Annotated in this window: 31 protein-coding genes and 1 pseudogene; 9 read left to right on the forward strand and 23 right to left on the reverse strand. The window is 64.4% G+C overall.

The window, feature by feature from the left end; genetic code table 11:
• On the reverse strand, positions 1-337 hold a 337-nt coding region (locus C0V75_RS00005; RefSeq protein WP_101918862.1), incomplete at its 3' end, for a hypothetical protein.
• 2 nt (positions 338-339) lie between these two features.
• Positions 340-1,284, reverse strand: a complete 945-nt coding sequence (locus tag C0V75_RS00010; RefSeq protein WP_101918863.1) for a phage tail tube protein — start codon at positions 1,282-1,284, stop codon at positions 340-342.
• Positions 1,285-1,358: 74 nt separating this feature from the next.
• On the opposite strand from C0V75_RS00010, the gene C0V75_RS00015 reads away from it, so the two are divergent.
• On the forward strand, positions 1,359-1,799 hold the full coding sequence (locus C0V75_RS00015; RefSeq protein ID WP_101918864.1) for a thermonuclease family protein: 441 nt from the start codon (positions 1,359-1,361) through the stop codon (positions 1,797-1,799).
• Positions 1,800-1,843: 44 nt separating this feature from the next.
• Positions 1,844-2,047 carry a hypothetical protein gene (locus tag C0V75_RS00020; RefSeq protein WP_101918865.1) on the forward strand — a complete coding sequence of 68 codons (204 nt, stop codon included), beginning with the start codon at positions 1,844-1,846 and terminating at the stop codon, positions 2,045-2,047.
• Between the two features lie 58 nt (positions 2,048-2,105).
• Here the strand turns inward: C0V75_RS00020 and C0V75_RS00025 are convergent, their stop codons facing one another.
• From C0V75_RS00025 to C0V75_RS00040, 4 genes are all read right to left on the reverse strand, one after another.
• On the reverse strand, positions 2,106-2,525 hold the full coding sequence (locus C0V75_RS00025; RefSeq protein ID WP_101918866.1) for an acyl-CoA transferase: 420 nt from the start codon (positions 2,523-2,525) through the stop codon (positions 2,106-2,108).
• Positions 2,526-2,538: 13 nt separating this feature from the next.
• The gene (locus C0V75_RS00030) at positions 2,539-3,630 is read right to left on the reverse strand and encodes a GTP pyrophosphokinase family protein (RefSeq protein ID WP_101918867.1); all 1,092 of its coding nucleotides are present in this window, start codon (positions 3,628-3,630) and stop codon (positions 2,539-2,541) included.
• Positions 3,631-3,804: 174 nt separating this feature from the next.
• A complete protein-coding gene (locus C0V75_RS00035; protein ID WP_101918868.1) occupies positions 3,805-4,425 on the reverse strand; it encodes a DUF6441 family protein in 621 nt (206 codons plus the stop codon).
• Between the two features lie 5 nt (positions 4,426-4,430).
• Complete coding sequence (locus tag C0V75_RS00040) at positions 4,431-4,745, reverse strand: hypothetical protein (protein WP_101918869.1); 315 nt, start codon at positions 4,743-4,745, stop codon at positions 4,431-4,433.
• 58 nt (positions 4,746-4,803) lie between these two features.
• Between C0V75_RS00040 and C0V75_RS00045 the strand changes: the two genes are divergently transcribed.
• Positions 4,804-5,184 (forward strand): antitoxin Xre/MbcA/ParS toxin-binding domain-containing protein, encoded by a 381-nt coding sequence (locus C0V75_RS00045; RefSeq protein WP_101918870.1) that lies wholly within the window; start codon positions 4,804-4,806, stop codon positions 5,182-5,184.
• Positions 5,144-5,920, forward strand: a complete 777-nt coding sequence (locus tag C0V75_RS00050) for an RES family NAD+ phosphorylase (RefSeq protein ID WP_101918871.1) — start codon at positions 5,144-5,146, stop codon at positions 5,918-5,920. The genes C0V75_RS00045 and C0V75_RS00050 overlap by 41 nt, the downstream gene beginning before the upstream one ends.
• 7 nt (positions 5,921-5,927) lie before the next feature.
• Here the strand turns inward: C0V75_RS00050 and C0V75_RS00055 are convergent, their stop codons facing one another.
• The 5 genes from C0V75_RS00055 to C0V75_RS00075 are packed head-to-tail and all read right to left on the reverse strand — an operon-like array spanning position 5,928 to position 10,097.
• A complete protein-coding gene (locus tag C0V75_RS00055; RefSeq protein ID WP_101918872.1) occupies positions 5,928-6,941 on the reverse strand; it encodes a major capsid protein in 1,014 nt (337 codons plus the stop codon).
• Positions 6,942-6,965: 24 nt separating this feature from the next.
• A complete protein-coding gene (locus tag C0V75_RS00060; protein ID WP_101918873.1) occupies positions 6,966-7,337 on the reverse strand; it encodes a head decoration protein in 372 nt (123 codons plus the stop codon).
• Positions 7,338-7,343: 6 nt separating this feature from the next.
• On the reverse strand, positions 7,344-8,348 hold the full coding sequence (locus C0V75_RS00065) for a head maturation protease, ClpP-related (RefSeq protein ID WP_158241750.1): 1,005 nt from the start codon (positions 8,346-8,348) through the stop codon (positions 7,344-7,346).
• Between the two features lie 4 nt (positions 8,349-8,352).
• Entirely contained in the window at positions 8,353-9,879 is a 1,527-nt protein-coding gene (locus C0V75_RS00070) for a phage portal protein (protein ID WP_101918875.1), read from the reverse strand.
• A gap of 2 nt (positions 9,880-9,881) precedes the next feature.
• Positions 9,882-10,097 (reverse strand): phage head-tail joining protein, encoded by a 216-nt coding sequence (locus C0V75_RS00075; protein WP_101918876.1) that lies wholly within the window; start codon positions 10,095-10,097, stop codon positions 9,882-9,884.
• A 48-nt stretch (positions 10,098-10,145) separates the two neighbouring features.
• On the opposite strand from C0V75_RS00075, the gene C0V75_RS00080 reads away from it, so the two are divergent.
• Positions 10,146-10,760 carry a plasmid pRiA4b ORF-3 family protein gene (locus C0V75_RS00080; protein ID WP_101918877.1) on the forward strand — a complete coding sequence of 205 codons (615 nt, stop codon included), beginning with the start codon at positions 10,146-10,148 and terminating at the stop codon, positions 10,758-10,760.
• 9 nt (positions 10,761-10,769) lie between these two features.
• Here the strand turns inward: C0V75_RS00080 and C0V75_RS00085 are convergent, their stop codons facing one another.
• Both C0V75_RS00085 and C0V75_RS00090 read right to left on the reverse strand, forming a co-directional pair.
• On the reverse strand, positions 10,770-12,770 hold the full coding sequence (locus tag C0V75_RS00085; protein ID WP_101918878.1) for a phage terminase large subunit family protein: 2,001 nt from the start codon (positions 12,768-12,770) through the stop codon (positions 10,770-10,772).
• Positions 12,718-13,278 carry a hypothetical protein gene (locus C0V75_RS00090; RefSeq protein WP_101918879.1) on the reverse strand — a complete coding sequence of 187 codons (561 nt, stop codon included), beginning with the start codon at positions 13,276-13,278 and terminating at the stop codon, positions 12,718-12,720. Before C0V75_RS00090 ends, C0V75_RS00085 begins: the two co-directional genes overlap by 53 nt.
• A gap of 111 nt (positions 13,279-13,389) precedes the next feature.
• On the opposite strand from C0V75_RS00090, the gene C0V75_RS00095 reads away from it, so the two are divergent.
• The 3 genes from C0V75_RS00095 to C0V75_RS00105 all read left to right on the forward strand — a co-directional run bounded on the left by C0V75_RS00095 (position 13,390) and on the right by C0V75_RS00105 (position 15,059).
• On the forward strand, positions 13,390-13,614 hold the full coding sequence (locus C0V75_RS00095) for a hypothetical protein (protein WP_101918880.1): 225 nt from the start codon (positions 13,390-13,392) through the stop codon (positions 13,612-13,614).
• A 90-nt stretch (positions 13,615-13,704) separates the two neighbouring features.
• A complete protein-coding gene (locus C0V75_RS00100) occupies positions 13,705-14,277 on the forward strand; it encodes a DUF3489 domain-containing protein (RefSeq protein WP_101918881.1) in 573 nt (190 codons plus the stop codon).
• 179 nt (positions 14,278-14,456) lie between these two features.
• A complete protein-coding gene (locus C0V75_RS00105) occupies positions 14,457-15,059 on the forward strand; it encodes a hypothetical protein (RefSeq protein ID WP_101918882.1) in 603 nt (200 codons plus the stop codon).
• Positions 15,060-15,065: 6 nt separating this feature from the next.
• Here the strand turns inward: C0V75_RS00105 and C0V75_RS00110 are convergent, their stop codons facing one another.
• The 9 genes and pseudogenes from C0V75_RS00110 to C0V75_RS00145 form a co-directional block, all read right to left on the reverse strand.
• The gene (locus C0V75_RS00110; protein WP_101918883.1) at positions 15,066-15,287 is read right to left on the reverse strand and encodes a hypothetical protein; all 222 of its coding nucleotides are present in this window, start codon (positions 15,285-15,287) and stop codon (positions 15,066-15,068) included.
• Positions 15,284-15,856, reverse strand: coding sequence for a hypothetical protein (locus C0V75_RS23405; RefSeq protein ID WP_254216389.1), 573 nt, complete (start codon positions 15,854-15,856; stop codon positions 15,284-15,286). The genes C0V75_RS00110 and C0V75_RS23405 overlap by 4 nt, the downstream gene beginning before the upstream one ends.
• Positions 15,857-15,968: 112 nt before the next feature.
• Positions 15,969-16,544 (reverse strand): annotated as a pseudogene (locus tag C0V75_RS23410) (DNA cytosine methyltransferase); the annotation flags it as partial.
• Positions 16,480-17,844: a site-specific DNA-methyltransferase gene (locus C0V75_RS00120; protein WP_101918885.1), complete on the reverse strand. Its 1,365-nt coding sequence runs from the start codon at positions 17,842-17,844 to the stop codon at positions 16,480-16,482. The gene C0V75_RS00120 and the pseudogene C0V75_RS23410, both read right to left, overlap by 65 nt.
• 462 nt (positions 17,845-18,306) lie before the next feature.
• Complete coding sequence (locus C0V75_RS00125; RefSeq protein ID WP_101918886.1) at positions 18,307-19,386, reverse strand: macro domain-containing protein; 1,080 nt, start codon at positions 19,384-19,386, stop codon at positions 18,307-18,309.
• The gene (locus tag C0V75_RS00130; protein WP_101918887.1) at positions 19,386-20,027 is read right to left on the reverse strand and encodes a DUF4433 domain-containing protein; all 642 of its coding nucleotides are present in this window, start codon (positions 20,025-20,027) and stop codon (positions 19,386-19,388) included. Before C0V75_RS00130 ends, C0V75_RS00125 begins: the two co-directional genes overlap by 1 nt.
• A 34-nt stretch (positions 20,028-20,061) precedes the next feature.
• Positions 20,062-20,499 carry a DUF6362 family protein gene (locus C0V75_RS00135; RefSeq protein WP_101918888.1) on the reverse strand — a complete coding sequence of 146 codons (438 nt, stop codon included), beginning with the start codon at positions 20,497-20,499 and terminating at the stop codon, positions 20,062-20,064.
• Positions 20,492-20,692 carry a hypothetical protein gene (locus C0V75_RS00140; RefSeq protein WP_101918889.1) on the reverse strand — a complete coding sequence of 67 codons (201 nt, stop codon included), beginning with the start codon at positions 20,690-20,692 and terminating at the stop codon, positions 20,492-20,494. The genes C0V75_RS00135 and C0V75_RS00140 overlap by 8 nt, the downstream gene beginning before the upstream one ends.
• Positions 20,689-21,210, reverse strand: coding sequence for a crossover junction endodeoxyribonuclease RuvC (locus C0V75_RS00145; RefSeq protein ID WP_101918890.1), 522 nt, complete (start codon positions 21,208-21,210; stop codon positions 20,689-20,691). Before C0V75_RS00145 ends, C0V75_RS00140 begins: the two co-directional genes overlap by 4 nt.
• A 515-nt stretch (positions 21,211-21,725) precedes the next feature.
• Between C0V75_RS00145 and C0V75_RS00150 the strand changes: the two genes are divergently transcribed.
• The gene (locus C0V75_RS00150) at positions 21,726-22,712 is read left to right on the forward strand and encodes a glyoxalase superfamily protein (protein WP_143710357.1); all 987 of its coding nucleotides are present in this window, start codon (positions 21,726-21,728) and stop codon (positions 22,710-22,712) included.
• A 69-nt stretch (positions 22,713-22,781) separates the two neighbouring features.
• Here the strand turns inward: C0V75_RS00150 and C0V75_RS00155 are convergent, their stop codons facing one another.
• Positions 22,782-25,334: a VapE domain-containing protein gene (locus C0V75_RS00155; RefSeq protein WP_101918892.1), complete on the reverse strand. Its 2,553-nt coding sequence runs from the start codon at positions 25,332-25,334 to the stop codon at positions 22,782-22,784.
• Positions 25,335-25,338: the final 4 nt, after the last annotated feature.

Genomic DNA, 25,338 nt, shown 5'->3' on the forward strand with positions numbered 1-25,338 from the left:
CCACCTCGAGCTCCAAACCCTTGGCGACATAGGCGGTCTGGAACTTCTCGAAGATCGGCCAGAGGTCGAGAAGCGCGTCGATGGCCTCGGGGCTGACCGGTATCGGGGCGCCGTCCTCATCACCAACACCCTCCCAATCGACGATGGCACGCGAGGCAATCGCCTTGGCGAAGAAGACCGCGATGCTGTCGTCGGGCGTGCCAGGCGCGATGGCGCGCACGGCCGGATCGGTGCGGGCTGCGACCATGATGGCCGTGGTCAGGGGCTCGACCTTCACGCGCACGCCCAGCGCAAGGTCGAGCCATTCAGCTTCACGGGCAAGGTTCAGACGCAACAAAATCAATACTCCTCGATGTCGTTGACGAGCGTGGCAGTGCACATCCGACCCAAGGTGGCATCGCGTGCGGCCTGCCAGTCGAAGGTGGCCTGGATGCCCTGCGGGCCCGGGATCTCGATCCGGGGGCGCGGCAGATAGACGGCATGCGCGGTGAAGGTGAAACTCTCCCCCGAGGGCAGGACATAGGCAAAAGTCAGCGCGCAGGGATCGCCTGCGATGGCCTGGTTCACCAGAACCTGATCGGCGAAGCGCACCTCGATCTTGCCGGTCAGCGCCGCGATGGACGGGTCTGCCCCGTCGATGCGCCCGTCCGACCGGATCGTCTCCACCCGGTCGAGGTTGTTGGCATAGGTAATCTCGGCCGAGATGATGTTGCCCAGCGGCTGGCCGTTGCGCGTGATCGCCCCGTTGAAATGCCCGAAGCGCTGGAGCTCAAGGTCCGCCAGTGAGCCTGCGGCAGAGGTGCTGGCGATGGCCTCGCCCTGCGCCACGAGGCTGGCCGTCGCGGTAAGCAGCCCTGAGCGCTGCATCTGCCAGCTCAGGCTGTCGAGGACGCAGCCTGAGTACATCGCATAGCGCGGCACCTCGGGCATGCCGGTCTCAATGGACATGGATGGCAAGGACCAGGCGCCGGAGCGGAACTCGTGTGTGAACGGCCCCGGTGCAGCGCCGGTGGTCACCGGCGCCCCGAAGGCGGCCTTCAGCCAGAAGCCAAAGGCCGCAGCATCGATCGGGACGACCACGTTGCCGTCCGCAGTCACCGCATCCTTGATCGGCGCCAGCGGATCGCGGCCGTAGCCGAGCAGCTCGCTGTTCAGGAGCGGTTGTTCCGATCCCAGCGTGGTGCTGGCGAACGGCATCTTCGTGAACCCGCCCGTGGGCGGGGTGCCGTAACTGGTCTCGAACGCAAGCGCCATCTGCGCCCGCGCGCCTTGCGCACGTGACATGGAGGGGTTCCTTACTTCTTTGAATACTTGGTGGATGTCTTGCGGCGGGGTCGCTGATCGGGTCATCTGTCCAGATGATTGGTCGATTTCTCATTCACCGCTTCACGCGTCTGTTGCGTCGCGCGGCAATTCTCTTGATGGCGCTCGCGATTGCAGCGGCATTCATGACCAAGACTGAGGCACAAGCGCAGCAGTCAAGCGCACTGGAGGCGCGGGTCAGCAAGATCCTCGACGGCGACACCTTCACACTGAGTGGCGAGTCGCGTCGGATTCGTGTCTGGGGGCTCGATGCGCCGGAATGGGACCAGCAAGGTGGTTCCAACGCAACTGCCACGCTGCGCAGCCTGATCTCCGGCCAGACGCTGCGGTGCAACGTTCTGGACATTGATCGGTACGGACGTCTCGTCGGGCAGTGTTTCCTGCCGGATGGGCGCGACATCGCGGCCGAGATGATCCGCTCCGGCGCTGCCACCGAGTACTGCCGCTATTCGCGCGGGTTCTACGGCACCTGTTGAGCGGGCATGGCAGAGAACCTACCATCGCGAGGAGCTGCCGGAGCATGATCGAAGGGATCTTCTTTCTGATCTTCGGGCTGGCGGCTTTCTACATCACCCTTTGGCTTTTCATCCTGCTGCCCGCCAGGATGGCGGAAGCGAGAGGGCGCAGTGCCATCGGCTGGGTTCTTGTGAGCCTTTTCTTCTCGCCCATTCTGGCCGTCTTTCTGCTGTGGGTGCTGGGCGACGCTCCCGATCGCAATGCCTGACTGTTTTGGTGGTTCACGCTCCTGTCCTAACGACGCATGGTTTTCCGCTAAATGGGCATCAAGCCAACTGGTCGGCCATCGAGTAGTGCAGGACAACGGGGATCACCGCTGCCTTCAGGCTGGCAGCACCCTCGACCGGCAGATCGACCGGCCGTGGCGCTTCCGCCTCGACCCAGTCGCAGAGGCCGCCCAGCGTGTGGTCGGCGGCAATCGCGGCTCCGACGCTGGCGCAAAGGGTGTCGAAGGCGGCGTCACGAGCGGCACCTTGAACGACCGCCTCAATCTCGGCCCGGTGCTGGTAGTGGTATCGCAGGGGCGAAAGAGTGACCTCCGGCTCCCCCGGCTCTCCATCGCGCAGGATCAGGAGACCAGCGGCAGGCACACGTTCGGGAAGCACGTGACCGCGCAGGGTGGTGGCGGGCAGCGCCGAGAGCCGCGTGTGCAGCGCGGTGAGGATGGTTTCGCGAGTGGTGGGCATATCTCGGTCAGCTTCACTTCTTCTGATCGTTTAGCCATTTGTCGAACCGGTCTCGCGCTGTATCGGTCAAGATTGCGGAGAATACTTCCTTGTCACCGGCATAAAGACAGTGTCGCATCATGGTGAACGGGTTCATTCGCTCCCCAGATTTCTCAAACTCCTCTTGATACTGCTTTATCGTTGAAAATTTCTCTCGCAGATAGAAGTTGAACTTTCCTCGACTTATGTTCGGTTTCAAAGAAATAATCTCTTGAGTGAACCCATCTACCTTGTGTGATTCAAATTCAAATTTTGGGAAGAAATGCTGCGCGATCCTCAGGAAGAAGAAGGCGTTAAGTGGAGCATAGCGGCCTGGCTGCACCGCTTGCTCAGGGTCGCCTCCGTCTGACGCGCTCACCTCAGCATCTTTCGTTTCGGCTTCGATCTGAGGATAAATCTCTTCGGTTTGCTCAAGCTCAATGCGAGTCGCATCACGGATCGCACGAAATTCCCTGTCGGCCAACTCAAAAAGCGCTGCCAAAGTATTGATGCGCCTTTTCAAGCTATTCGGTATGGATTTCTTATACTTAATCTTATGATCCAGAATGCTCCAAGAATCTTGTATTACGGTGCGGATCTGAAGCTCAAAAGGGTATTCCGCATAGAGTCGGTATTCCGCCATCCCTTTTCGAGTTTCATTTAGCTTCAAGTCAATGTGTAATCCCTTGTATCCGAAGGAGCCTTCAGTGCCTTCAACTTGAGATATCTTATCAGTGATCTCGATCACCTCAAATTCCTCAAGTATTGCAGCCTTTATTCTCTCGACCTCATCTTCATAGAGGCAGACGATCCTAATCCCAATAAGATCAGTAATCTTGTCCCGGATAGTGTAAGGTGTTTTTGATGCTTCAAGGGCTGTCCGATATTTCCGTGTGAACTTACTTATACATTCCTCTCGATCCTTTATTCGACCCTCCACACTTGAGACGGCGACATCGGATTTTGCTTGAACCAAAGACTCGATCAACGTTCTGAATGAACTCAAGGCTGCCTGAAGGCTTTCAAAATTTTCGTTGTAAAACTCTCGAAAGGAGCTCTTTTCCGCATCGAAATCCAACGAACCCATGTCTCATGCCCCTTGAGCAAGTAAACCTACAATCATCAAGCCTGCATGCCTGCACTGATGCTCTGTCATGTTTAAATCAACTGCTGGGTTCGATGTAAACGGGGATGCTTCATACTTGCTCATCTGTGGGAGATGGTTTCGGCTGCCGTTGTGAGACGATTCACTCGGGCCTGGCTAACTCACCCAGTTCGCCACGATCAGCCCCACGATCGAGTCATGCGCCCGCTCAGCATCCCGCGCCAGGTCCAGCCTCTTCGGCAGCTTGACCTGCGGCACCAGCAGGAAGATGGGCGCGGTCACGAGGCCCCGGCCAGTCTTCGACCGTGACGCCACGGCCCGGCCTTTCGAGTTCAGCCGCCCCTCCGTCACCAGCAGGCTCGGGCCCCGGCGGCGATAGATGAACCGCAGGCTCAGACCAGTCCGGCGTTCCCATTCACCGGGGGTGATCCGGCCCCCACGCAGCGACTTACCTGCGGCGGGCGTGGGGATTGACAGCCAGAAGCCCTTCTTCGAGCGGATCAGCGGGCCGGTGTCATGCGCGCCAACAATGACCGGGGCGTTGGACCAGACCACGGCGGCCGCGTTGAGGCTCGGCGTGGCCTTGGGGAACTGCTCCGATCGGATGGTGCGAGCGAGCCGAGGTCCGAGCCCCGCACCGGTGATCTGCAACCGCCACGCGGCCTTCAGCCCGGTCCCCGCCTCGCGGATCGCGGCCGACACCGCCCGCTCCCCTGCCGCGACCTCGGCCGTCATCATCGCGACGATGTCGGGATCGATGTCGAGCTTCAGTTTCATTGCGGTCATGCCGGGCGCAGGTCGACGGTCCAGACCAGCCGCTCGCGGTCGCGGATGGGCTCGCCTTGGATGAGGAAGGCCTCGCCCTCGATCTCGATCCGGTCACCGGGGCGCGGCGCTGGCACCTCAGCCATGCGCACATCGATCCGGGTGGTCTCGGACCAGAGCCGTGCGTCGCCGAAGTCGGTGACCGCATCGGCACGTCGGGCGACGACACGCACCAGGGCCGGCGCACCGCCATCGGCGATGTAGACCGCATCCCGCCCGATGTTCGGATCGGCGAAGAGCGCGCCGACGGCAGCGGCGAAGGCGTCCGGCATGTTTCCTCTTTCCTCAGAAAGGAAGTGATACTATGCTTGCAGCAGACAGGAGAAAGCCATGCCCCTTTCCCAGCAGATCGCCCAAAACCCTGCGGCCGGTGCCGTGCTGACCAAGGCCGCGCTGCGGGCGGCAGACCGGCTCGGCCTTTCGGGCCGACAACTGGCCGACATCGTCGGCGTCTCCGAGGCGACCGTCTCGCGCTGGAAACGGGGCGAGAGCCTGCTCGAGCCTGGCTCGAAGCCCTTCGAGCTTGCGGCCCTTCTTGTGCGGACCTTCCGTTCGCTCGACGCGATCACCGGGGGCGACGAGGCGGTGGCGCGACGGTGGCTGGCCGCTCCCAACACGGCGCTGGCGGCACGACCCGTGGAGCTGATGACGCAGGTGCAGGGGCTTGTCGATGTCACGACCTATCTGGACGCAAGACGCGCTCCGCTCTGAGACGCGGCCCTACACGGGCCCGGCATGGCGGTTCGTAGAGGCCCAGCATCGGGTCTCGACCCTGAAGCTTGTCGACAGCCTCGCCGAACAGGCGGCCCTCGAGGAGATCCTCGAGGCCACGAAGCCGCCCCTGCCGGAGGACTGCCGCGCGCTCGATTATCTGCTGGCCACGCCTTTCCGCTATCGCCCCTATCCGGCGGGATCGCGGTTTCGCCGGGCGGGACTGACGCCGGGCGTCTGGTACGGGGCCGAGGCGCCCGAGACGGCGGCGGCAGAAATGGTCTTCTATCGCTTCCTGTTCTACACCGAGAGCCCGGAGACGCCCTTTCCCGACGATGCGGCCGAATACACCGCCTTCTCGGCGGAAGTCGCAACGCCCGTGGCGGTCGACCTGACGGCCGGGGCACTGGCCGCCGATCATGCTGTGTGGACCCACCTCACCGACTACGCGGCCTGCCAGGATCTGGCCGAGGTGGCCCGCGCGATCGGTGCCGAGGTGATCCGCTACGCCTCTGTCCGCGATCCTTCACGGGGCGCGAACCTTGCCGTGCTGACCTGCCGGGCCTTTGCCGCCCCGCAGCCGGTGGAACGTCAGACCTGGCGCATCCGGATCGGCCCCACCGGCGCGCAGGCGCTGCGCGAGCATCCGCGCCTCGGGATCGAGTTCCCGAAGGATAGCTTCGCCCCGGACCCACGCCTTGCCGGCATGCTCTGGGACCGCCCCCGCGCCCGATAGGCCGTCATCACGTCCGCCGCGCCGAACGCAGCACCTGCGGCCGGGTGCAGATCGGCAGCGGGTTGCTCTCGATCTCCAGCCGCACCCATTCGTCGCGGTCACGATCCGGGATCATGCGCGCATAGAGCGGCAGGCCCAGCGTGTTCACCGTCTCGAAGGTGTCGGCCGGGGCGAAGTAGATCTCGAAGAGGCCCTCGACCCCCTCTGGATAGAAGTAAGCCCTGTCCGTCGGCACGCCAAAGCCGAGGCCTCCCCGGTAGCGGCGGAAGGTGATGCCGCCGAAGCTGACCTCCTCGCCCACGCGGCCGCGAAGGTCGGCAGCGGCGGCGGTGTTGAGATAGGTCTCGCGCACCTCCTTGTGGGCGACCAGATCGGCGAAGAAGGCCGAGCCGCATTCGGCGCGCAGCTGGACCTGACCGGCCGCCAGCCCGCCAAGGCTGTCCTCGACGTTTTCGATCAGCGCCTGGCAACGCTTGCGCAGCGCACCCGAAGCTGGGCTCGCGTTATCAAGGTCGAAGTCGACCTCGGTGGCGGGCGTGATGCCGAACTCTGTGAAGTAGTTGACCACCGTCACCCCGTCCTTCGGATCCTTCACCACGCCCTGGATGCCGTTGAAGAGGTGGAACTCGAAGGTGGCCTCGGCGTCGTTCCGGAGCCGCCCGAGCTTGCGGGCCACCTCGGTTTGCACCTGCTGGGTCGCGGTTTCCGACCCGTGGTCGCGGATGCCCTGGATTTCCGAGGCCCAGAGCACATCCTGTTTCTTGAACTGGCGCACGACGAAGGCGCGCATCTCGCGGCGCTCCGGCACCTGGCTCTCGTAGGCCGAGCCGCGTTCGGAGAACGGGATCAGCTGCAGCGTACCGTCTCGACTCTCGATCACGACGGTGCGCGCGCGGACACCGCGGGGCCCGAAGAGGTTCGCACCCGAGAGGATCGCGGGCTTGAAGGGGATGTTCTCCAGCGCGCGGGTCAGTTCGATGATCGAGAAGGCATCGCCTTCGAAGATGTCCATGGTCGCCATGGGGATGTCCTTTCGATGGAGGGATCAACGCAGCAGGATGCCGAGCGCGGCCAGCGCCGCGGTGGCGGCGGCGATCTGCGGTTCCGTCGCGCCCGTGGGCCAGATAAGGTCATTGCGGTTGACGATGGCCGGGCCGCGCAGGACCACGACGGCAGCGGCATCGGCGGCCGTCGCGTCAGCGGGCCCCCAGAGGATCCCGGCGGCGTTCTGGCTGCCGTTCGATGCGGCGGGTGCAAGCTGGGTGAACTTCCCGCCCGTGGTGATCTTGCCCAGCACCGTGCCGGGCTCGAGCTTGCCAGCGCCGGAGGCGAGGGTGACGGTGTCACGGGTGTAGTCGCGCGAGGCTTCCCAGACGAGGAAGCCACCCGCATGTCTGCCTTCGGTCAGCGTGGTCATTGAGGATCATCCTTTCAGCTTGAAGGTGCGGGCGATCACGTCGCCCCATGGACGGGCGGTGGGTGTGGGCCCTGGTTGCGGGTGATGGGGGCTGATCTGCGCCTCCGCCTCGGCCCTCGCGGCAAGAAGGCTGCTGCGCACCGCATCCAGGCTGGCGTCCTCTTCGAGGAAACGCCCGGCCCTCTGCGGCTGTCCTGCGAGGCGACAGAGGTCGATCACGGCACGGGCATGGGCGATGACGTCACGCCGGATGGCGGTTGGATCGATGCCTGTCACCACAGGGTCGGGACTTGGCTGTGTGCCCGGCTCAGGCTCGGGTTCACCTTGGATCGCGAGAGCCTCGTCGCGGATCTCGTCACCTGTGACGTCTCCGGCGGCTTCATTGACGTCCTGATCGCTCTCGGAAGCCGGATCGGCGATGGCTTCCGCCAGTGCGGGTGGCGCGTTGCGGAACCGCGCGATGTCAAAGCTGGCTGCAATCCGCACCGGCTCGATCATGCGGGTGGCAAGCCCCGCCTCGAGGGCCGCTTCCGCATCGAACCAGGTCTCGGCCGCCATCAGCGCCGCGATCTCCTCTTCGGTGCGTCCGGACCGGGTCGCATAGCCGCGGATCATGCCGCCCGCGATCTTGTCCATGGTGTCTGCCATCTCGCGCATGTCGGTGGCGGTGCCCATGACCAGCCCCGAAGGGTCGTGGATCATCAGAAAGGCATTCTCGGGCATGACGATCTCGTCTCCCGCCATGGCCACATAGGAGGCGGCCGAGGCGGCCACGCCGTCGATCCAGGCAGTGATCGTGCCGTCATGCCGCTGGAGGGCATTGTAGATCGCCACCGCGTCGAAGACCGAGCCGCCCGGACTGTTGAGGCGCAGATCGATGGGCACCCCGTCCGGCAGTGCGCCGAGTTCCGCGAGAAACCCCTTGGCGCTGACGCCATAGGCGCCGATCTCGTCATAGATCAGCACTTCCGCTCCCGTGCCCCGGGCGCGGATCGTGTACCAGTTCTTCATCCTGTCACTCCTGTTCGGATTGCGCGCTCGCGTCGGATCCATCGGTTTCCGGGTCGGGCAGCCTTGTGGGCGTTGCCCGCGCGCCTTGCGTCTCGCCGGGGCTGGTCCGGTATCGGAGGCCCAGATCGGCCGACCGCTTGGCGTCAGCCGCGTTCTCGCGGTCGACCTCCTCGACGTCGTAGCCGGTGGCCTCGACCACCTTGCGCCGCGAGGTGATGCCCGCCTCCATGGCGAGGACCTGTGCCTGGATATCCTTCAGCGGATCGACCCAGTCCCAGCGCGGTGGGATCCATTGTGCTGCACGGAATCGGCCGGGTTCGGCACCGAACCCGGGCAGATCGAATGCCCCCGCAAGCATTGCGGTTTCCATCCAGCGCGCCCAGATCGGACGGCAGAACTGGTGGACAATCACGCCATGCTGCAATTGGCCGATGCGGCGCCGAAACTCGACCAGTTCGGCCCGAAGGCTCGAGTAGTTCGCTTGCCGCACATCGCCGGTGACGAGGTGATAGGGCAGACCGAGCGAGGCTGAGACCGCCAGCAACGTGCGATACTGGAACGCCTCGTAGCCCCCGCCCACATCGGCCGGGCTCGAGAACTTCACGTCCTCTCCCGGCAGCAGGACCTGCATGGTGCCGGGCTCGAGGCTGGTGATCGCGGCACCTTCGGTATCGGCCGCGCCTTCACCCATCATCGGCTCTTCCGGCGCGGTCTTGGTGATGAAGCCCGCGAACATCGCCGCAGTCTTCTTCCGGTCGAGTTCAGCGTCATCGTACTGGTCGAGCAGGAACAGCCGCACCATGGCGGGTGCTACATGCGGCAGGCCCCGGATCTGGCCCGCATCGATGGGCCGGTAGATGTGCAGAACGTCCCCGGCGAGGACCCGGACAGTATCCGGCACCGCCACCCGCTGGTCCGTGCTGTCGCCCGGATGGCGGCGGCGGAAGTGATAGGCCACCCGCCGCCCGATCCCGTCGAACTCGATCCCGCAGCGGATGCGGTTGCCGTTGGCGGCTGTCTCGGTCTTCTCGAAGGGCAGCATCTCGGACTGCAGGAGCTGCAATTGCAGCGGCACCATCAGACCGTCTTCGGCGCGTCGGGGACGCAGCCGGACAAAACACTCGCCTGCCACGAACATTTCGCGCGCGACCATGGCCTGCAGCCCGTAGAAGTCGGCCAGCCCGTCCGCGTCGGCCTCGTCCGTCCATGCCAACCAGAGCTTTTGGACCCGATCGCGAATGCCCGCATCCTCGATCAACGAAGACGGCTTGATCCCGTCGCCGACCAGGTTTGCTGCAAAGGCCTCGCAGGCGTTTGCCGCATAACCGTTGGTGACAACCAGTTCGCGAGCACGGGCCAGAAGGCGCGGACCGCCGGAGGCCACCAGCGCGTTGATGTTCTCGAGCGGTGGATTCCAACCCTTGAGCCGTCGCCGCGCCATGGCCCCTTCGAGCCGAGCGCGCACGGCTGCAGGGCTGCCGCTCGCCCGGCCGGGAATGGACCCGCCGCGGAACCTGTCGAACAGCCCCATGCTCAGAGCCCCTTTTCCGTGATGACGCGCACTTGCCGCACGATCCGCCGCCCTTCGGCCGCCGCGATCTCGCGATCCAGCGCCTCGAGGGCTCGGTCGATCTCAGCCACAGTGCGGTAATCCACCGTCTTTCCGTCATAGCTTACCCGGGCCACGCCCGAGGCACGCTGTGCGGCCAACGCCTCGCGGCGGGCGCGGAGGTCCGTGATTGTCGCCATCTCGGCCCGCCTCTATCCTGCCCGTGACCCATCCCGACCAGGCCTGCCATGACCGACCGGATTGCCCGCCTTCGCATCGAACTGCTGCATCTCGAGCCCTGCATCTGGCGTGAGCTCGAGGTTAGCCTGACCACCAACCTCCGCGCCCTGCATGAGGTCATCCAGGCGGTGATGCCGTGGGAAAACACCCACCTTTTTGATTTCCGCGTCGGCGACCGGATCTATGGCGAACCCGATCCCGAGGACGCGGTCTGGGGCCGCAAGATCTATCAGGCCAAGGGCATGCGCCTCGGCACGCTGATCGATCGCGGCGCCACCGAGTTCCTCTACACTTACGACTTCGGGGACGACTGGCAGCACCGTGTGTTGATCGAACATGTCGGCGCGGCCGATCCTGACACCGATTATCCGCTGTTCATCGCGGGCGAGCGCACAGCGCCGCCCGAGGACATGGGTGGTCCACCCGGCTTCATGGAGTTCGTCGAGGCCATCGCAAACCGCCGCCATCCGCAGCACAAGGACATGGTCCGCTGGTATGGCGGCCCCTTCAACCCGGTGGACTTTGGCGAACCCGAGATCGCGGCGCGCGTGCGCGATCTTGCCACCCGGCGCAAGGTTTCCCTGGAGGCCTTCGCCCGCAGCCGCGCGCTGCGACAGCAGTAGTTCCAAAGGTCAGCCCATATAGGTCGAGCGCACCGTCCGGCGCCGAGGCCCCTGTGGAGTGCCTGGACTACGCGCGGGCGTTGGTCCGCTCTCGGCCCGAATTGCGTCCCAGTCCGGGAACTGCCGTTCCAGATCCTGCCACCGGGCCTCCGGCCAGCGATCCGCGCCCGCGATCCAGGCGGCGGCGCGGGCGTAGACCCGGCAGTCCAGCGCCTCGTTGCGCTCGCGCAGCTTCTGCCATTCCAGCCGGGCAAAGCCGCGCTTCGTGCGCACCGTCACCAGCTGTTCGGCCACAACCTGCTTCAGCCACTCGCTTTCCACCCATGTCGGCAGGTGGATCGTGCCGGGCGGGCAGGCCGCGCCCGCGGCGCGTTCCTCGGTCGTCGGTCGCTCCAGTCGCAGGAAGCGGTAGGTTTCGGCCTTGAAGGTCGACACCGCCACGGTCCAAAGCCGCGCGCCGCGCCGCAGACGTTTGCCGCCCTCGGTCGCGTCGACGAAGGTCGGGCCCGAGACGGGGCTCGAACGATTGAACCCCTCGACGCCCTTCACCGGCGACACCTGCGCAAACCCGGCGTTGCGCGACCATGCATAGACCGCCGGGGCCTCGTAGCCGGTGTCGATGGCAAGCCGCGCGATCCTGAGATGCGCGCCGCGTTCGTGGAGCCAGCTTCGGTCCAGCAGTGCCGTCAGCTCCGACCACGCGTCGTGCCGGTCGGGTCCGCCCTCGATGACGACGTGATCGACGAGCCAGCTTTCCAACCCTCGGCCCCAGGCCCAGACGTCGACCTCGATCCGGTCCTTCTGGACGTCAGCCCCGGCGGTCAGGAACAACCCGCCCGCAGGAACGGTGCCCGGCTTCCATGCCTCGCGCCGGTCGTAGAGCCGCTGCCAGTCCGGGGCTTCGCCGCTTTCGACCCAGGTCTCTCCGAGGATGGTGTTGCGGAACGCCTTGATCGCCTCATCCGACCCTTGGGCCGTCTCCCAGCCGCGGGCGATGCGGGACCAGCTGAGCCAGCCCACCGGCGAATAGAGCGCCGAGAGGTGGTAGCCGGCCGTGGTCGGATCGGCAGCCGTGGCGGTCGCCCGCCATTCGCCGCCCTCCAGCATCGCCGTCTTGTGGTGTTCCGCAATTTCCGCGTCGCAGCCCTCGCAGTGATACTCTGCCGTCTCCGGGCGGCCCTTTTGCCAGCGCAGCCGGTCGAACTTCAGCCATTGCGCGTGGCCGCAATGCGGACACGGCACGAAGAACCGGCGCTGGTCACTCGCCTCATATTCCCGTTCGATGCGGCTCAGCCCCCGGATGGTGGGCGTCGAGACCAGGAACACCTTGCGCCGGTGGGCGAAGGTCAGCGACCGGGCTTCGGCCAGCGTCACCGGGTCGCCTTCCTCGTCGGCCGAGGCCGGATAGGCATCGACCTCGTCGAGGAAGATGTAGCGCGCCGGGGTCGAGCGCAGCCCGACCGCCGAGTTCGCCCCGGTCATGATCAGGATGCCGCCCGCGAATTCCTTCGACAGCATCGTGTTGCCCGCGTCGCGCGAACGCGCGGGCTTCACCCGCTCCCGCAGCTCGGGGCTTTCATCGATCAGCGGATCGATTCGCTGGCGCGAGTTGCGCTTGGCCAGTTCCACGGTCGGCTGGACCGCCAGCATCGGACCCGGCGCCTGGTGGATGGCAAAGCCGATCCAGTTGTTGCCCGCCTCGGTCGCGCCGACCTGTGCCGCCTTCATGAACACGATCCGCTGCGTGGGATCGCCCGGCGACAGCCGGTCCATGATCTCGCGCATGTAGGGCGTGCGCGCGGTGCGATAGCGCCCCGGTTCGGCGGAAGCCCGGCCCGACAGCATCCGGTGCTTGTCCGCCCATTGCGACACGGTCAGATCCGGGTCCGGCGTCAGCCCCGCGCCCCAGGTGCGCAGGATTTCTGCTGCGCCGTCGAAATCCGTCAGGCCATCATCGTCACCGGAAGTCGGGCCGGACCTCGGCAAGCTCGTCGAGGTGGGCGCGTACATGTTTCTCAAGGACCTTCTGCATCGCGGCTGGCTCGACGCCCAGATCGGCCGCCATCAGCGCCGCCGCACGCGCGGGCCAGTTCACCCATGCGTCCCGTTCCTCGCGTGCCAGGCGGAACACCAGCGCCAGCGCGCGGGCCCGCTCGATCAACTCTCCCTTCAGCTTCTGGAGCCGGATGCGCCGCTCCTGCGCCTTGAGCACCTCGTTCGCGGTCTTGGCCTGCAGGAAGGTCGTGCCGCCGCCGACCGCCGGTACCGCCAGACCCTGCTCCCGCAGCGTGTCGCCGACAGCGGCCACCGCCGCCTCGGGGACGGGCTTCAGCTTCCGTTCGGGCGGCTTGCGGGTCTTCGCGGGGTCAGTGGTTTCCGCCCGGCGTGCGTCGCTGGCGGCCGCGTTGATGCTGCCGTCGGGATAGAGGACCAGCCGCTCGGCGGCCTTCGCCTTCTGGATCGCGCCCCGCGACAGCCCGACATGGGCGGCGTACTGGCGCTCACTCATGCCCTGCATCGATAGCTCCGATTATCATTCAAGATCATGCGCTTATCTCGTTGATAAGCGTCGCGGACAGAGGGAACGTGTCGTCAGAAGGACGATGCAACTCACCACGGAGCCACCAGAATGACCCGCCGCGCCACCACCAACGAGAAAGCCCTCGACGCCTTCATCGCCGCCAAGACCGAGATCGACGCGATGCTCGCCCGCCTGCAGGCGCTCAGCGACGACCATTTCGAGACCAGCCCCGACGAGATCAACTGGGGCCATGTCGGCACCCTGAACCACTACCGCGCCAAGCTGCGCGAGATCACCGACATGGCCTTCAGCGAAGGCGAACACGACGAGTGAGACGACCCGCTCCCGGTCCCGCCCGCCGACTGGCGGGCTCGACCTTCTAGAAGGGCCCGCATTCCGCGCGCCCCGATACGGGAGACGACGATGACCAAGCTTTCCGACACTCAAGCAATCATTCTCAGTGCCGCCGCACAGCGCGAGGACCGCATCGCCCTGCCGCTACCCGACAGCTTGCGCGGCGGGGCCGCCACCAAGGTGGTCGGCGCGATGCTCGCCAAGGGCCTGCTGCAGGAAGTCGATGCCGACCTGCGCAAGGGTGAGCCCATGTGGCGCGAAACCGGCGATGGCCACGGCACCACGCTCGTCGCCACCGACGCAGGCCTCGCTGCCATCGGCATCGAGCCCGAAGACGCGAACAGCGCGCCCACGGGCGCGACGGACGCGCCGAGCGACGCGCCCGCAACGGACACCCCCACCGAGACCGAAACCGCGCCCAAGGCGCGCACGCCGCGCGAGGGGACGAAGCAGGCCACGCTGATTGCCATGCTGCGCGCGCCGGAGGGCGCGACCATCGAGGAGATCATGGCCGCGACCGGCTGGCAGTCGCACACCGTGCGCGGCGCGATGGCCGGGGCGCTGAAGAAGAAGCTCGGACTCGAGGTGACCTCGGAGAAGGTCGAAGGACGCGGACGGGTCTACAGGCTTGCCGCCGCCTGACGCAGCAATGAAATCGCTACGCCGCCGCCCCGAGCGGGCGGCGGTTTTTATTGCCACGACAGCAGATCGCGGGCGGCGGCCTGTGGAGTGTCGTGTGCCTTTCCCATGCGAAGTGAGGCTCGTGACGAGCATCATATGCCGTGACATGTTGCGGGAGAAACTGTGAATGGCGGCACAACATGATCGAAGACGAAGATGTCAATCGAGCGATTATTGATCGCGACAACCTGCCTCCAAAGTGGCCCACCCACCGCCATTCGCCCGAATTCTGGGAACAGCTGGGTAGAACTGTCGCAACCTACGGCTTTCTAGAGGAAGTTTTGGGTAAAGCGATCTTCGCATTTACCGCGACTCGTCCGTTTGAAACGTCCGCAGAGGCGCAGGAGGCTTACGCTTCATGGCTTCCAACCCTTGAGCGAGCCTTGACCGACACATTGAAGCCGCTTGCTGAAGCCTATGGTAAGGCGGTTCGCGACAATGCCAAAAGCACCACCGAGAACGTTGACGAACTCGTCGCCGCGATCAAGGAGGCGTCTGAGATCAGGAACGTGATCTGTCATGGTTCGTGGCGGATGCCGGACCGTGGAGGGCGCTCGCTACCGCTATTCGTCAACAAACGAAAAGAGATCTTCGGCACACCGATTGATGTTGCTTACCTCCATCAAGTTCAAAGCCACATTGCCGAACTCGCGGCCACGGTAATCGATACCGTTACCCATATGGGGTTTCAGTTCCCGGGCGGTGCTGGACCAGGCAAACGAATTTGGCCAGATAATCTATAAGTGCGATCAAGGCTGTCCCTTTTTCGATCGCTCGAACAGCCGCCGCAGGACGTAGGACCGCGCGATGCTCACGACGGTGAACACCGCACCCATCTTGAGGTTCTGCGCCAGCGTCGTGTGCAGCCCGAAGACCGGGAAGATCAGGATCTGCGTCACGACCGCGACGCTGTAGCCGACGATCACGTTGGCGACGGACTCGACGAGCGACATGAGGCGGGATTGCTTCATGCCGCCACCTCATCCATCGGCCAGCAATTCAGCCGCGAGAGTTCGCAGCGCATGCGCCGCAACCAAGGGGACCACGCCGTTGCCACAGAGGCGAAGCCGGTCCACCCGGTGGGCCAGCCCATCAGCGCCTCGACGAACAGCGGGTTCAAGGTCCGGCGCGCATCGGAGGTATCGCGCCCAGCCATCGGCATCACCAGGACCTGGCGGCCAAGCAGGCCGTTCACCGGTGTGTTCGCAAGTGTTGTGGCCCCGTCCTTGTGATCCCGGGCCGTCGGCGTCATCCACATCCCCGCCGCATGGGTCAGATCGGCCGTACGCCGGTTGCCCGCGCTCGGCTTGCAGCCGTCGTTCGCCATCGGCGCCGGCCAGTCCCGCGCCATGCGGTCCAGACCCTTCTCGTCGCGCCTGTCGCCACCCCGGCTGCGGAAACTGTCGATCTGCGGCGTCGGCCACATCGCGGCCGTGGTCGCGAGGTTCGTTCCATGCTGGCCCGCTGCCTGCGATGGCGTCGGTTTGGTCTGCCGGTTTTCGTTGGCGCTGGCCCGGGGCGTCGGCCACAGCCGCAGCATTTCCGTCCGGTTCCCGCCACTCGACCGGGTGCCAGAGCAGGCGCGCGGGGTCGGCCAGCTCGTCCCCCTCGCGGATCGCAAGGATGAACAGTCGCTCTCGCCTGTGGGGCGCGCCGACTTCCGCCGCCGTGAAGAGGCCTGCCGCAAGCTTGTAGCCCATGCCGACCAGTCCGCTGGCGACTTCGGGGAAGCCGAGGCGGAGATGATGGGCGACATTCTCGAGGAAGACGAAAGGGGGCTCGACCTCACCGATGATGCGCGCGACATGCGGCCAGAGGTGGCGTGGGTCGTCCGCGCCCCGGCGCTTGCCCGCGACGGAGAACGGCTGGCACGGATAGCCCGCAGTGACGATGTCCACCGCGCCGCGCCACGGTTGGCCGTCGAAGGTGGCAACATCGTCCCAGATAGGCGCGCGATCCAGGGACGCGTCTTCCATCCGCGCCACGAGAGTGGCTGCGGCGAAGGTTTCCCGTTCGACATGGCCCACAGCACGATATCCGGGGATGGCGATGGCGAGCCCGAGATCGAGCCCGCCCGCGCCGGAGCAGAGGGAGAGGCCGAAGAGGCATGCGTCTCCGGACCCGGAAGCGCGTCCGGAGGAAGGTAAAGCCAGGTCATGCATGTCACGCAGCGGACTTGCGCTTTCGCGCGGGTTCGGGTTCGGCGTCCGTGTCCAGCGTCTCGGCATCGTTGCCCACCCGCTCGGTTCTTACCTGCGCGAAAGTCCGGCCATCACCGTCGAGGATCGCGTCGCGCCCTGTGTCCGACTGCCAGCGTTCGACAGCCACGTCGACATAGGCGGGGCTGATTTCCATCGCGAAGACGCGGCGACCGTTGGCCTCGCCTGCCATGATCTGCGACCCAGACCCCGAGAACGGCTCGTAGCAGAGGCCACCCCGCGCCACATGCTGGCGCATCGGGATGCCGAAGGCGTCGAGCGGTTTCGGCGTCGGATGGTCGGGCCGCTCGTCCTTGGCGAAGGACGGCATCTCCCACGTCGAGGGCAGCGTCTGCTCGGCCACCTTCGGCGGCCGGTTAGGTCGGCGCCAGCCCATGAAGCAGGGCTCGTGCTTCCAGAGGTAATGCGACCGGGTCAGGACACCGCGGTCCTTTATCCAGATGATCTGCTGGTGGACGAAGGCGCCCGCCTTTTCCCAGCAGGCTTCCAGCATCGCCTGGCGGCGCGACGCGTGCCAGCAATACCACGCGGCATCCTCGGTGATTGCCTCGGCTACGGCCGCCGCGATGAACCCGTCGTAAAGTTCCGCCCCTTGGCTGCTGTCATCCCAGGTCACGCCGTAAGACTGGGACCAGTCCTTGTTTCGCGTCGGGTGGTTCGAGCCGTCGTAGTCGACGAGATACGGCGGGTCGGTCGCGAACAGGATCGCGCGCTCACCATTCATCAAGCGGCGCACATCGGCCGCGCTGGTGCTGTCACCGCAGAGCAGCCGGTGATCACCGAGGATCCAGAGATCGCCGGTCCGTGATGCCGGATTGCGCGGGGGTTCGGGGATGGTCACCGGCGGCACTGAGCCCCCGGCGCCACCGTCTTCACCGTCCCCCTCCGGCACGAAGGCCAGAAGCTTGTCCAACTCGCCGTCCGAGAAGCCGACCAGCGACAGGTCGAAATCTTCTGCCAACAGGTCGTTCAGTTCCGCCGACAGCAGGGCCTCGTCCCAGGTGCCGAGTTCGGTCAGCTTGTTGTCCGCGATCCGGTAGGCCCGCCGCTGCGCCTCGGTCAGATGCCCGAGCACGATGACCGGCGCATCGGTCAGCCCCAGTTGCGTAGCGGCCAGCACACGGCCATGGCCCGCGATCAATTCGCCGTCTTCGCCGACGAGGCAGGGTACGGTCCAGCCGAACTCGGCCATGCTGGCGGCGATCTTCGCAACTTGGTCCGGTCCATGCGCCTTGGCATTGCGGGCATAGGGCTGAAGCTTGGCCAGCGGCCACATCTCGATCCGCTCTGGGGCGAAGCTCAGCTTCATGGTCGGGACATTCCTCGGATCAGGATGGATACCCCCTGGCTTCCGGACGCCGGGGTCCGGACTGGACTCCACGCAGGGTCCAGTGGCCACCAAGGGTGTCCAGCTTCAAGGGTTTGATTTTGCGGTGTTTCAGGTTGGTTCAGGCGGCGCTGGCTTCCGGGTGGCTTCCCAAGAATCCGGCCCTGTCGCTGGCGATGTGCCGCGCTTCGCCCGCCAGCATACGAATATCGCCAGGAAGGAACCGGAAACTGGCCGGGGCTGGACGCTGGCTGGACCCCGGAAACCAGCCGCGGTGTCCACCTCGGGATCAGCCCCGCTTCGCTCGAGCGCACGACCCCGAGCATATCGCCATGGATACCGTCAGAAGGGCGCTTCGTCTCGCCGTCCGGTGTCTCGCCGGAAATTGTCTCGCGAGACTGATCAGGCTTGACAGCCGTGGTTAGCCTTGCTCTGCGACGTCCCTCATGCGGGCAACTGGTTCGATACCCGAAGTTGCTCCAACGCAATGGCAACCAGCCGTTGATCGAAGATCTTCAGCTTGCGCAGCCCTGCCGCTTCTCCGCCCGCCCAGCCCTTGAGACCTTGCATGACACCTTCCACGGTCGGATCGATATCGTCGTGCTGCATCATCCAATCAACGGTCGCCAGAAGTTCCATGCCGAGGGGCGACTCGAAGCCATCAATGGTCGCCGAAGCCCACTCCAATACGCGCGAGAACTGCTTACCTTCCCCGGAGTTCAGGTATGCTTGCACTCGGTCGTACTTGGCGTCGTCAAACCAAATGAGGTCCAGCGGATCGGCGTCCGAGAGCCGCTTGTCGCAGCGAAGATAACTGCCATCGAGGCTATCGAGCAGCTTCGTCAGGTTGTGCGAATAGGGCCCGTACTTGTGGGCTTGGAACCTGAAATTGAGTGCCTCCGTCAATCCAAACCGCGTTACACCACGCTCGAGGAACCACCCCAACTTCTGCACTTCGAGAATCGAGCACTCGATCCCCAATAGAGCATAACGACGTACCATCTCCGCCACCAAAGCACGGGCCGGGGTCAGCTTCTCGACTCCGGTACGTTTGGCGACGTTCTGGTACTTCACAGTCGGCTCGTAGACTATGACGTTGACACCATCGAGTTTGCCCAATGCCGCCTCGATCAGTGGACGAACGTCCTGCCAAATGAGTCCACCATTCCCACAGCCAAGTGGAGGGATCGCAATTGAACGAATGTTCTTGTCGCGAATTACGCGGACAAGATCTCTCAATCCTTCCTCAACCCATTCTATTTGGGTCTTCACACGCCAATGGGTCTTCGTCGGAAAATTGATGATCCAGTGCGGCCCGAAGAGTTCTTTGTTCTCGGTAACGAACATCTTGCCAATTTTAACTTCGCCGGCGTCGCAAGCGCGCGCATAGGCTTCGAAGTTGCGGGGGAACTGCTCCTTGAACATCAGAGCAATCCCCTTGCCCATGATTCCGACTGTGTTGACAGTGTTCACCACTGCGTCAACGTCGGCCTCCAGCAGATTTCCTTGCGTGTAAGTTACCATCAAAAATACCAGCCAGGTTGTGCTACGACCTTGAGTTCGAGCCCAACCTCCTCCCGTTGACGTTCGAGTGTTCTTTTTTCGTTCTCACCCAGGCAGACTATGCCTGCAAGGTGCTCCACTGGCAAGTGCCTGTGTACGAGCGCCTCAGCCTGGTAGCGATCGGTCTTCTCAGGATCATCGACGTCACGCTTGAAGTCCCTGCGTTGAAGGATTCCCCAGTCGATCTTGTCCAGATCGTCGAGCGAGGTGAAGAACTGCGCGGTCTGAAGATAAGCGTGCCGATCCGAGAACACGGTTGCAAGGCCGCGGTCTGCCAACCCTCGGAGCGACGACACCATGATCACAATCTCAGCATTCGGGAACTGCCGTATCCCCCCGTAACCCGTCTTGATATTGTACATCATCATTGAAAAGGGCGTGAAGTAGAACGGGATATAATCCGCTAGCGTCCCGCCCGGCTGCACGGGCACATTCCTTGCCGTCCGGCGCTGAATCAGTTCTAGGTTCCCAATTCGCACAAAACCGGGATCCTGAACGTCGGAATTCTTGCAATGCAGCCCATGTCTAAGGATCCACGGCACATTGTTGATGTGCGTGATCCTGAAGATCAGGGCTTTCTCGGCGGTCAGGTTGTTGGCCATGTCATGTTGTCAATACAGTTCGAGCAGTGTCCCCTCAAGATGGTCTATGACGCCCAGCTGCGTCCATCACGAATTCCATCGACCGCTTCGTCGGCACGCGTTTGCCGTTCAACCGCCAGACGATGACCGCGATGCCATACTGCCAGCGCCGGTTGGCGGTGGCGCGGCTGATGCCCAATTCCCAGCATATCGGCTTCCAAGGCTTGCGGTTTGCGCGCAGCCACACAAGGCGCGCGTCGGCCGGGTCCAGCCAGCGCAACCACAGCAGCGCGTCGTCCGCTTGTGTGATGTCGCGCGGGCCCGGCTTCGGGCGTCGCATCCGAGACTCCTGGCCGACCTGATCAGCGAAGCTGTGGAAATACTCGGGCCAGGCGTTGAAATAGCCCTGAGGCTTCACCTCGGGCAGCGACCGGAACACGTCGGCCGCACTCTCGAGCCGGTCCTCGACCATGGTGGGCGTCCAGTCAGCCATTCGCGGCCTCCCGTTCGGCCACGCGCGGCCCATAGAGCTTTTCGCCCAGCTGACGCACCAGTTCGCGCTCAGGCCAGGTGAGACGCGGGTCGTCGATGGACACGGCCAGTAGCCCATGGTCATGCCAGCCGTCCTGCTTGACGCGATCTGGATCACGGCGGGTGCCACCGTAGCCTCGGGGATACCACCTCACGCGACACCCCCGTTCGTTTCGATCGCCCAATGCAGGATGGCGATGGCATCCGCCTCGTTGTCATCGGCGGGGCTGAACCCGCGCGCCCGCGCGGCTGCGATCATCGCCACCTTGTCGGCGTTTCCCTTCCCGGTGGCATGGCGCTTAATCGTGCCGACCGGAACGCCCTGATAAGGAATGCCGCGCAGTTCGGCCCATGCAGTGAGGGTGGCCATCAGACCGCCATACACATGGGCAGCGTCTGTACCGACATGGCGGCGAACTTCCTCGAACCAGATCGCGGCGATTGGTCCGGACAGTCGGTCGATCTCGGTCAGCCAGTTGGTAAAGCGCAGGTATCTCATGCCACCGCCGTCGAAGCGGCCCGGACGCAGCGAGACGGTGCCGCTGGTGATCAGGGCGTCATGACCGCGGATCGTCCATCCGGTCGATGTGCCGAGATCGAGAGCGAGGATGCATGATACGGGAAGGCGCCCTTGTTCAAGGCGCGGGTCCGGCACTTCGGAGTTCAGGGTCATAATGAAGGCTCACCTCGATCGTGGGCCTTCGGCTTTGGTCATGGGCAGGAAATCATGTCAGGTGTGCCGGGTCAAGGAAAACGCGCTCTGCAGACGGGCGACCCAACCTGGTCCTACTTCTGGTCAAGGTAGGGCCACAAATCATCGTTTGAAATCAAAGCTGTCCCTACCGGTCCTACTCGTCCCAACCTTTTTTCCTACGACGCATAAGGAGGGATGAAGCCGGTTAGGGACATACATGTCTATGGGAAGGGAAAGGAAGTTAGTGCACCAAGTAGGGCCAGTAGGGACACGATTGAAATCTTTGTGTTTTCCCTGACCCTACCTAGCCGTCAGGTAGGGTCAGGGAAAGAGGTAGGGCCAACCCGAAACGTGAACACGGCCGCCAGGGGCGGTTGTTGCGACGCTCTTCGACAACTCCGCACGATCACCCCCTTGTGTGCGGCATCGCCAACGCCCATGTTACTTGGGGTGCTGCGCATGGCCGTTCCGGTCCGGGTTTCCCCATGAAGAACATGCGTATCGAATATCGCAACAAGGCAACCTTTCCCAAGGGTCTTCGTGGCGGCAATGGACCGAGCCCTCGACTTCGACGACCCTCAGGCAGAGGTTTTGCCATGAATGAACAGCTCACCGGCCTTCCGGCCACCTCCGACATTGCCAAGGCCCAGGCGAAGCGCCTGAGGTCGGCTCTCGCTCCCGATCTCACGATCGGACACAGCCAAGCCCTCGAACTGATCGCCCGCGTCCATGGCGAACAGAGTTGGGGGCGGCTGAACTCGCTGATCGGCGCGCCAACCAGCGATACTTCTCTCACGGGCAACCCCAATGGGAATGCTCCTGCGATGCCAATCCCGTCTGGCACACCTGCAGAGGCCAGAAAGTCGGCTGCCCCGCCGAAGAACCAGGTGGAGCAACGTGTCCTTCAGGCACTCTGGCACGGGCTTGAGCGAGCGCGGGACACACAAGTCTCGTCGAAGACCCGTGCCCAAACCAGCGCACTTCTGAAGGACGAGGTTATTGCAACCGTTTCGGTCGAAGGATGGCTTGACACGCTCGATACCAGTCTCGGTGGGATGGTCTTCGACATGGGAACAGAGAACCTGCTGAAGATCTCAGGGGTTGCGGCGGTCTCGCGGTTCAGGCGCCCGAAAGTACGGGATACCTCCGTTTACGGATTCACGGGCCTGAGACCGGCATCATTTGCCGCAATCCTGATCTGGCTCGAGCGTATTGGTTTCGATACTCATCCTGAAGCGTTCTACGAGCCCTTCATCGAGGACATCAAGCAGGCCAAGTATGTCGATGAGGATGAGCTGACTTGTCTTTGGCATTCCAAGGAAAAGAAGAAATTCCAGACACGGGAATACTTCGTGGATGCCGAATCCAAGATCGCGAACGTCAAACGCGATGTCATGAAGGGACGTAGCGGGCTGACGATCGAGATTGCTCGCAGCACCGATCCGCTTGGCCTGATCGAGAGCCTTCGCATCTATCGATGAGGTCTTCGGCGCGATGTCACGAGAAAAGTGGGTGGCCGAAACCGGCCGCCCTACATCATTCTTGTTTCGTCATTCGGTCGACGGTTTTCTATAGCGCCATTCACGCGCGCTGTCTGACCGACGCCGGTATTTCTCCCAGTCCCGCGACTTCAGCCAGGCCCCCACGCGCATCTGATCGCCCTTCGTCCATTTCGCGGGCTCGATGCCGAGCGCGCCTTCGAGGATTTCACCCACCGACACATCGCGGATCGGCTCAGGGCGCTCGAACTCTTCATCCTGCCAATCCTCATAGCCCGCGTGGCCGCGATTGACGCTGCGGGTGTCGTGGGTAAGCCACCGGTCGATGCGGGCATCCCAAGCATCCGCCTGGTAGCGACGGTCCTGTTCCTCGCGGGCTTCGGCCAGCAGCGCCGGATCGTCGATCCACCAGATTGCGCCGGCGCGGAAGCGATGGACGGCTTCGGCCCAGAGCTGGTCCCGGTCGCGAGCCAGCGCCGGGATGTCGATGGTCCCGCAGTGCAGCGGCCAGAAGCGGCGGTTGCCGGTCTCGTCGCGCAGATAGGTGTCGGGGTTCACGGTGCCCGCGAAGACGCATTGGCGCGGCACCTCGACGGTGTACCGGCCGTAGGGAGGACGGAAGCGGTCTGTGGTGCGGGTGAGGAATGCCTTGATGCGCGAGACCTCGGCCCGGCCGATGGCGTCGAGTTCGGCGATCTCCACGATCCAGACGCCCTGCATGTGGATGGCGGCATCCTTGGACCCAAGCTCGGGCAGTTCGTCGGTGAACCATGCTTCGCCCGCCAGCACCTTGATGGCTGTCGATTTGCGCGCGCCTTGCGGGCCTTCGAGGATCAGCATGTGATCGGCCTTCACACCGGGGCGGAAGATGCGTGCCACGGCCGAGATGAGCCAGAGCGCGCCGACGGTATGGTGGAACGCGGTCGGGGCAGCGCCGAGATAGGTGCTGGTCCAAGTCTCGATCCGGGGCGTGCCGTCCCAGCGGAGGTGTTCCAGCCAGTCGCGGACGGGATGGATGCGGTGTTCGCGGGCGACTGCGCCGACGGCACGACCGACCACAAGCGGCGCGACATTGACCCCGCGCAGCTGCAGCCATTCCGCGGTCCGGACATCGTCGGCATCCTCCCAGGGGCGGGGAAACGGGCAGGTCGCGGCATCCCACGGCAGCGGTTGGCACACTACGATCTCCCGGGAGAAGTCATCGAAGGCCAGCACGCCCGCGAAAGCGATATCGGACGTCAGTGCGATGATGACATTGGCCTCGTTGCGCTCGGGCGTCCCGACCAGATCCTGTCGCAGGCGGTTGAACCAGGCCGGTTTGGCGATCCGCGCATGCGGATCGCCGGAGACGTTCACACGCTTCACCAGTTCGATCAGCTGCTTGTCGAGGATCGACATGGCGATGCCGGTCGTGGTCTTGATGCGGGCAAGGATCTGGCGCGCGGGCAGCGGGTCAAGCTGCGCGAGGGCAATGCGTCCTAGAAGCTCTCCGAGGGCGGAGATATCGGGCGGGTTGGTGAGTGCATCTGCTGCGGCCACCAGGTCAGCGATGGTGTCGCCAGCAGATGGCAAGCGATCCATCGCGGCGGGCAGGTCTTCGGCCGGAAGCTCCTGACGCGGGCCATAGTCCTCGGCGCGCGCGCCACGCAGGAGGTCATCGTTGAAATCGTCGCCATGCAGCGGGACCACGATCTCGTTCGGAAGATCGGCCCGGTTCAGCCTGTCCGAGAGCGAGGCGGCCGCCTGACGACCGGCATCGCCAGCATCAGCATAGATCGTGACACGTGTCGTGCCCTCGGGCCAGCGAAAGCGCGCGAGGCCATCCGCGGACAGCGCCGCCCAGACGGCGGTGCCGAACAGGGCATGCGCTGCGAGGGCGGTCTCGATACCCTCGGCAATACCAAGGTGCCCGTCCGCAGGCATGGCGAACAGGCGCACGGCCGCATCGGCCACCGAACCCAACATCTTCTTGCCGCTGGGGCCTTTGGCGCTGCCATCATCGAGCAGGAAAGTCCGGTGGATGCCAGGGGCGCGTTCACCGGTCACGACGCGCGGCAGCGCGATCAGCCCCGGCCACCCGCGCCGCGTGTCGAAATCTGGCAGGTCGGGATGGAACAGCAGATCCGGGCATCCTGGATCGCCAAGGCCCCGCGCGCGAAGGTAGGCTTCACCCACGGTTCCGGCGAGCGGCTGGGCGCCATCGACCAGACGCGCAACCTCGGTTGAATGGTCGGGCTTCGGGCGCGGTGCGGATCGGGGCATGGGGCGATCCATGCCTGCAATCCGCGCCGCTTCGTCGAAGAGCGCGCTGTCGCTCAGCCCCGTCGCCTGTGCGATCAGATCGATGGGCCCGGCGCTTTCGCCGGTCGCATAGTCGAAGCCCCAGCCGGCATACGGCCCGTCGAGGTGGATGGTGCACGACCCTTCCTTGCGCGGCGGGCGGCCGGACAGGTCGGCACAGCGCAAGGAGCGACAGTCGCGCGCCAGCCGCGCCTCCGGAAATATGCCGGGGAGCCAGTCGCCTGCGGTGGCGGCAAGCCGATCCTTCACGGCGGCCAGATCGTGGCGTGCCTTCGGCGTGGCGACTTCGTTTAGATCGATCATCCCG

Source organism: Tabrizicola sp. TH137, from assembly GCF_002855575.1.
GTDB lineage: Bacteria > Pseudomonadota > Alphaproteobacteria > Rhodobacterales > Rhodobacteraceae > Paragemmobacter.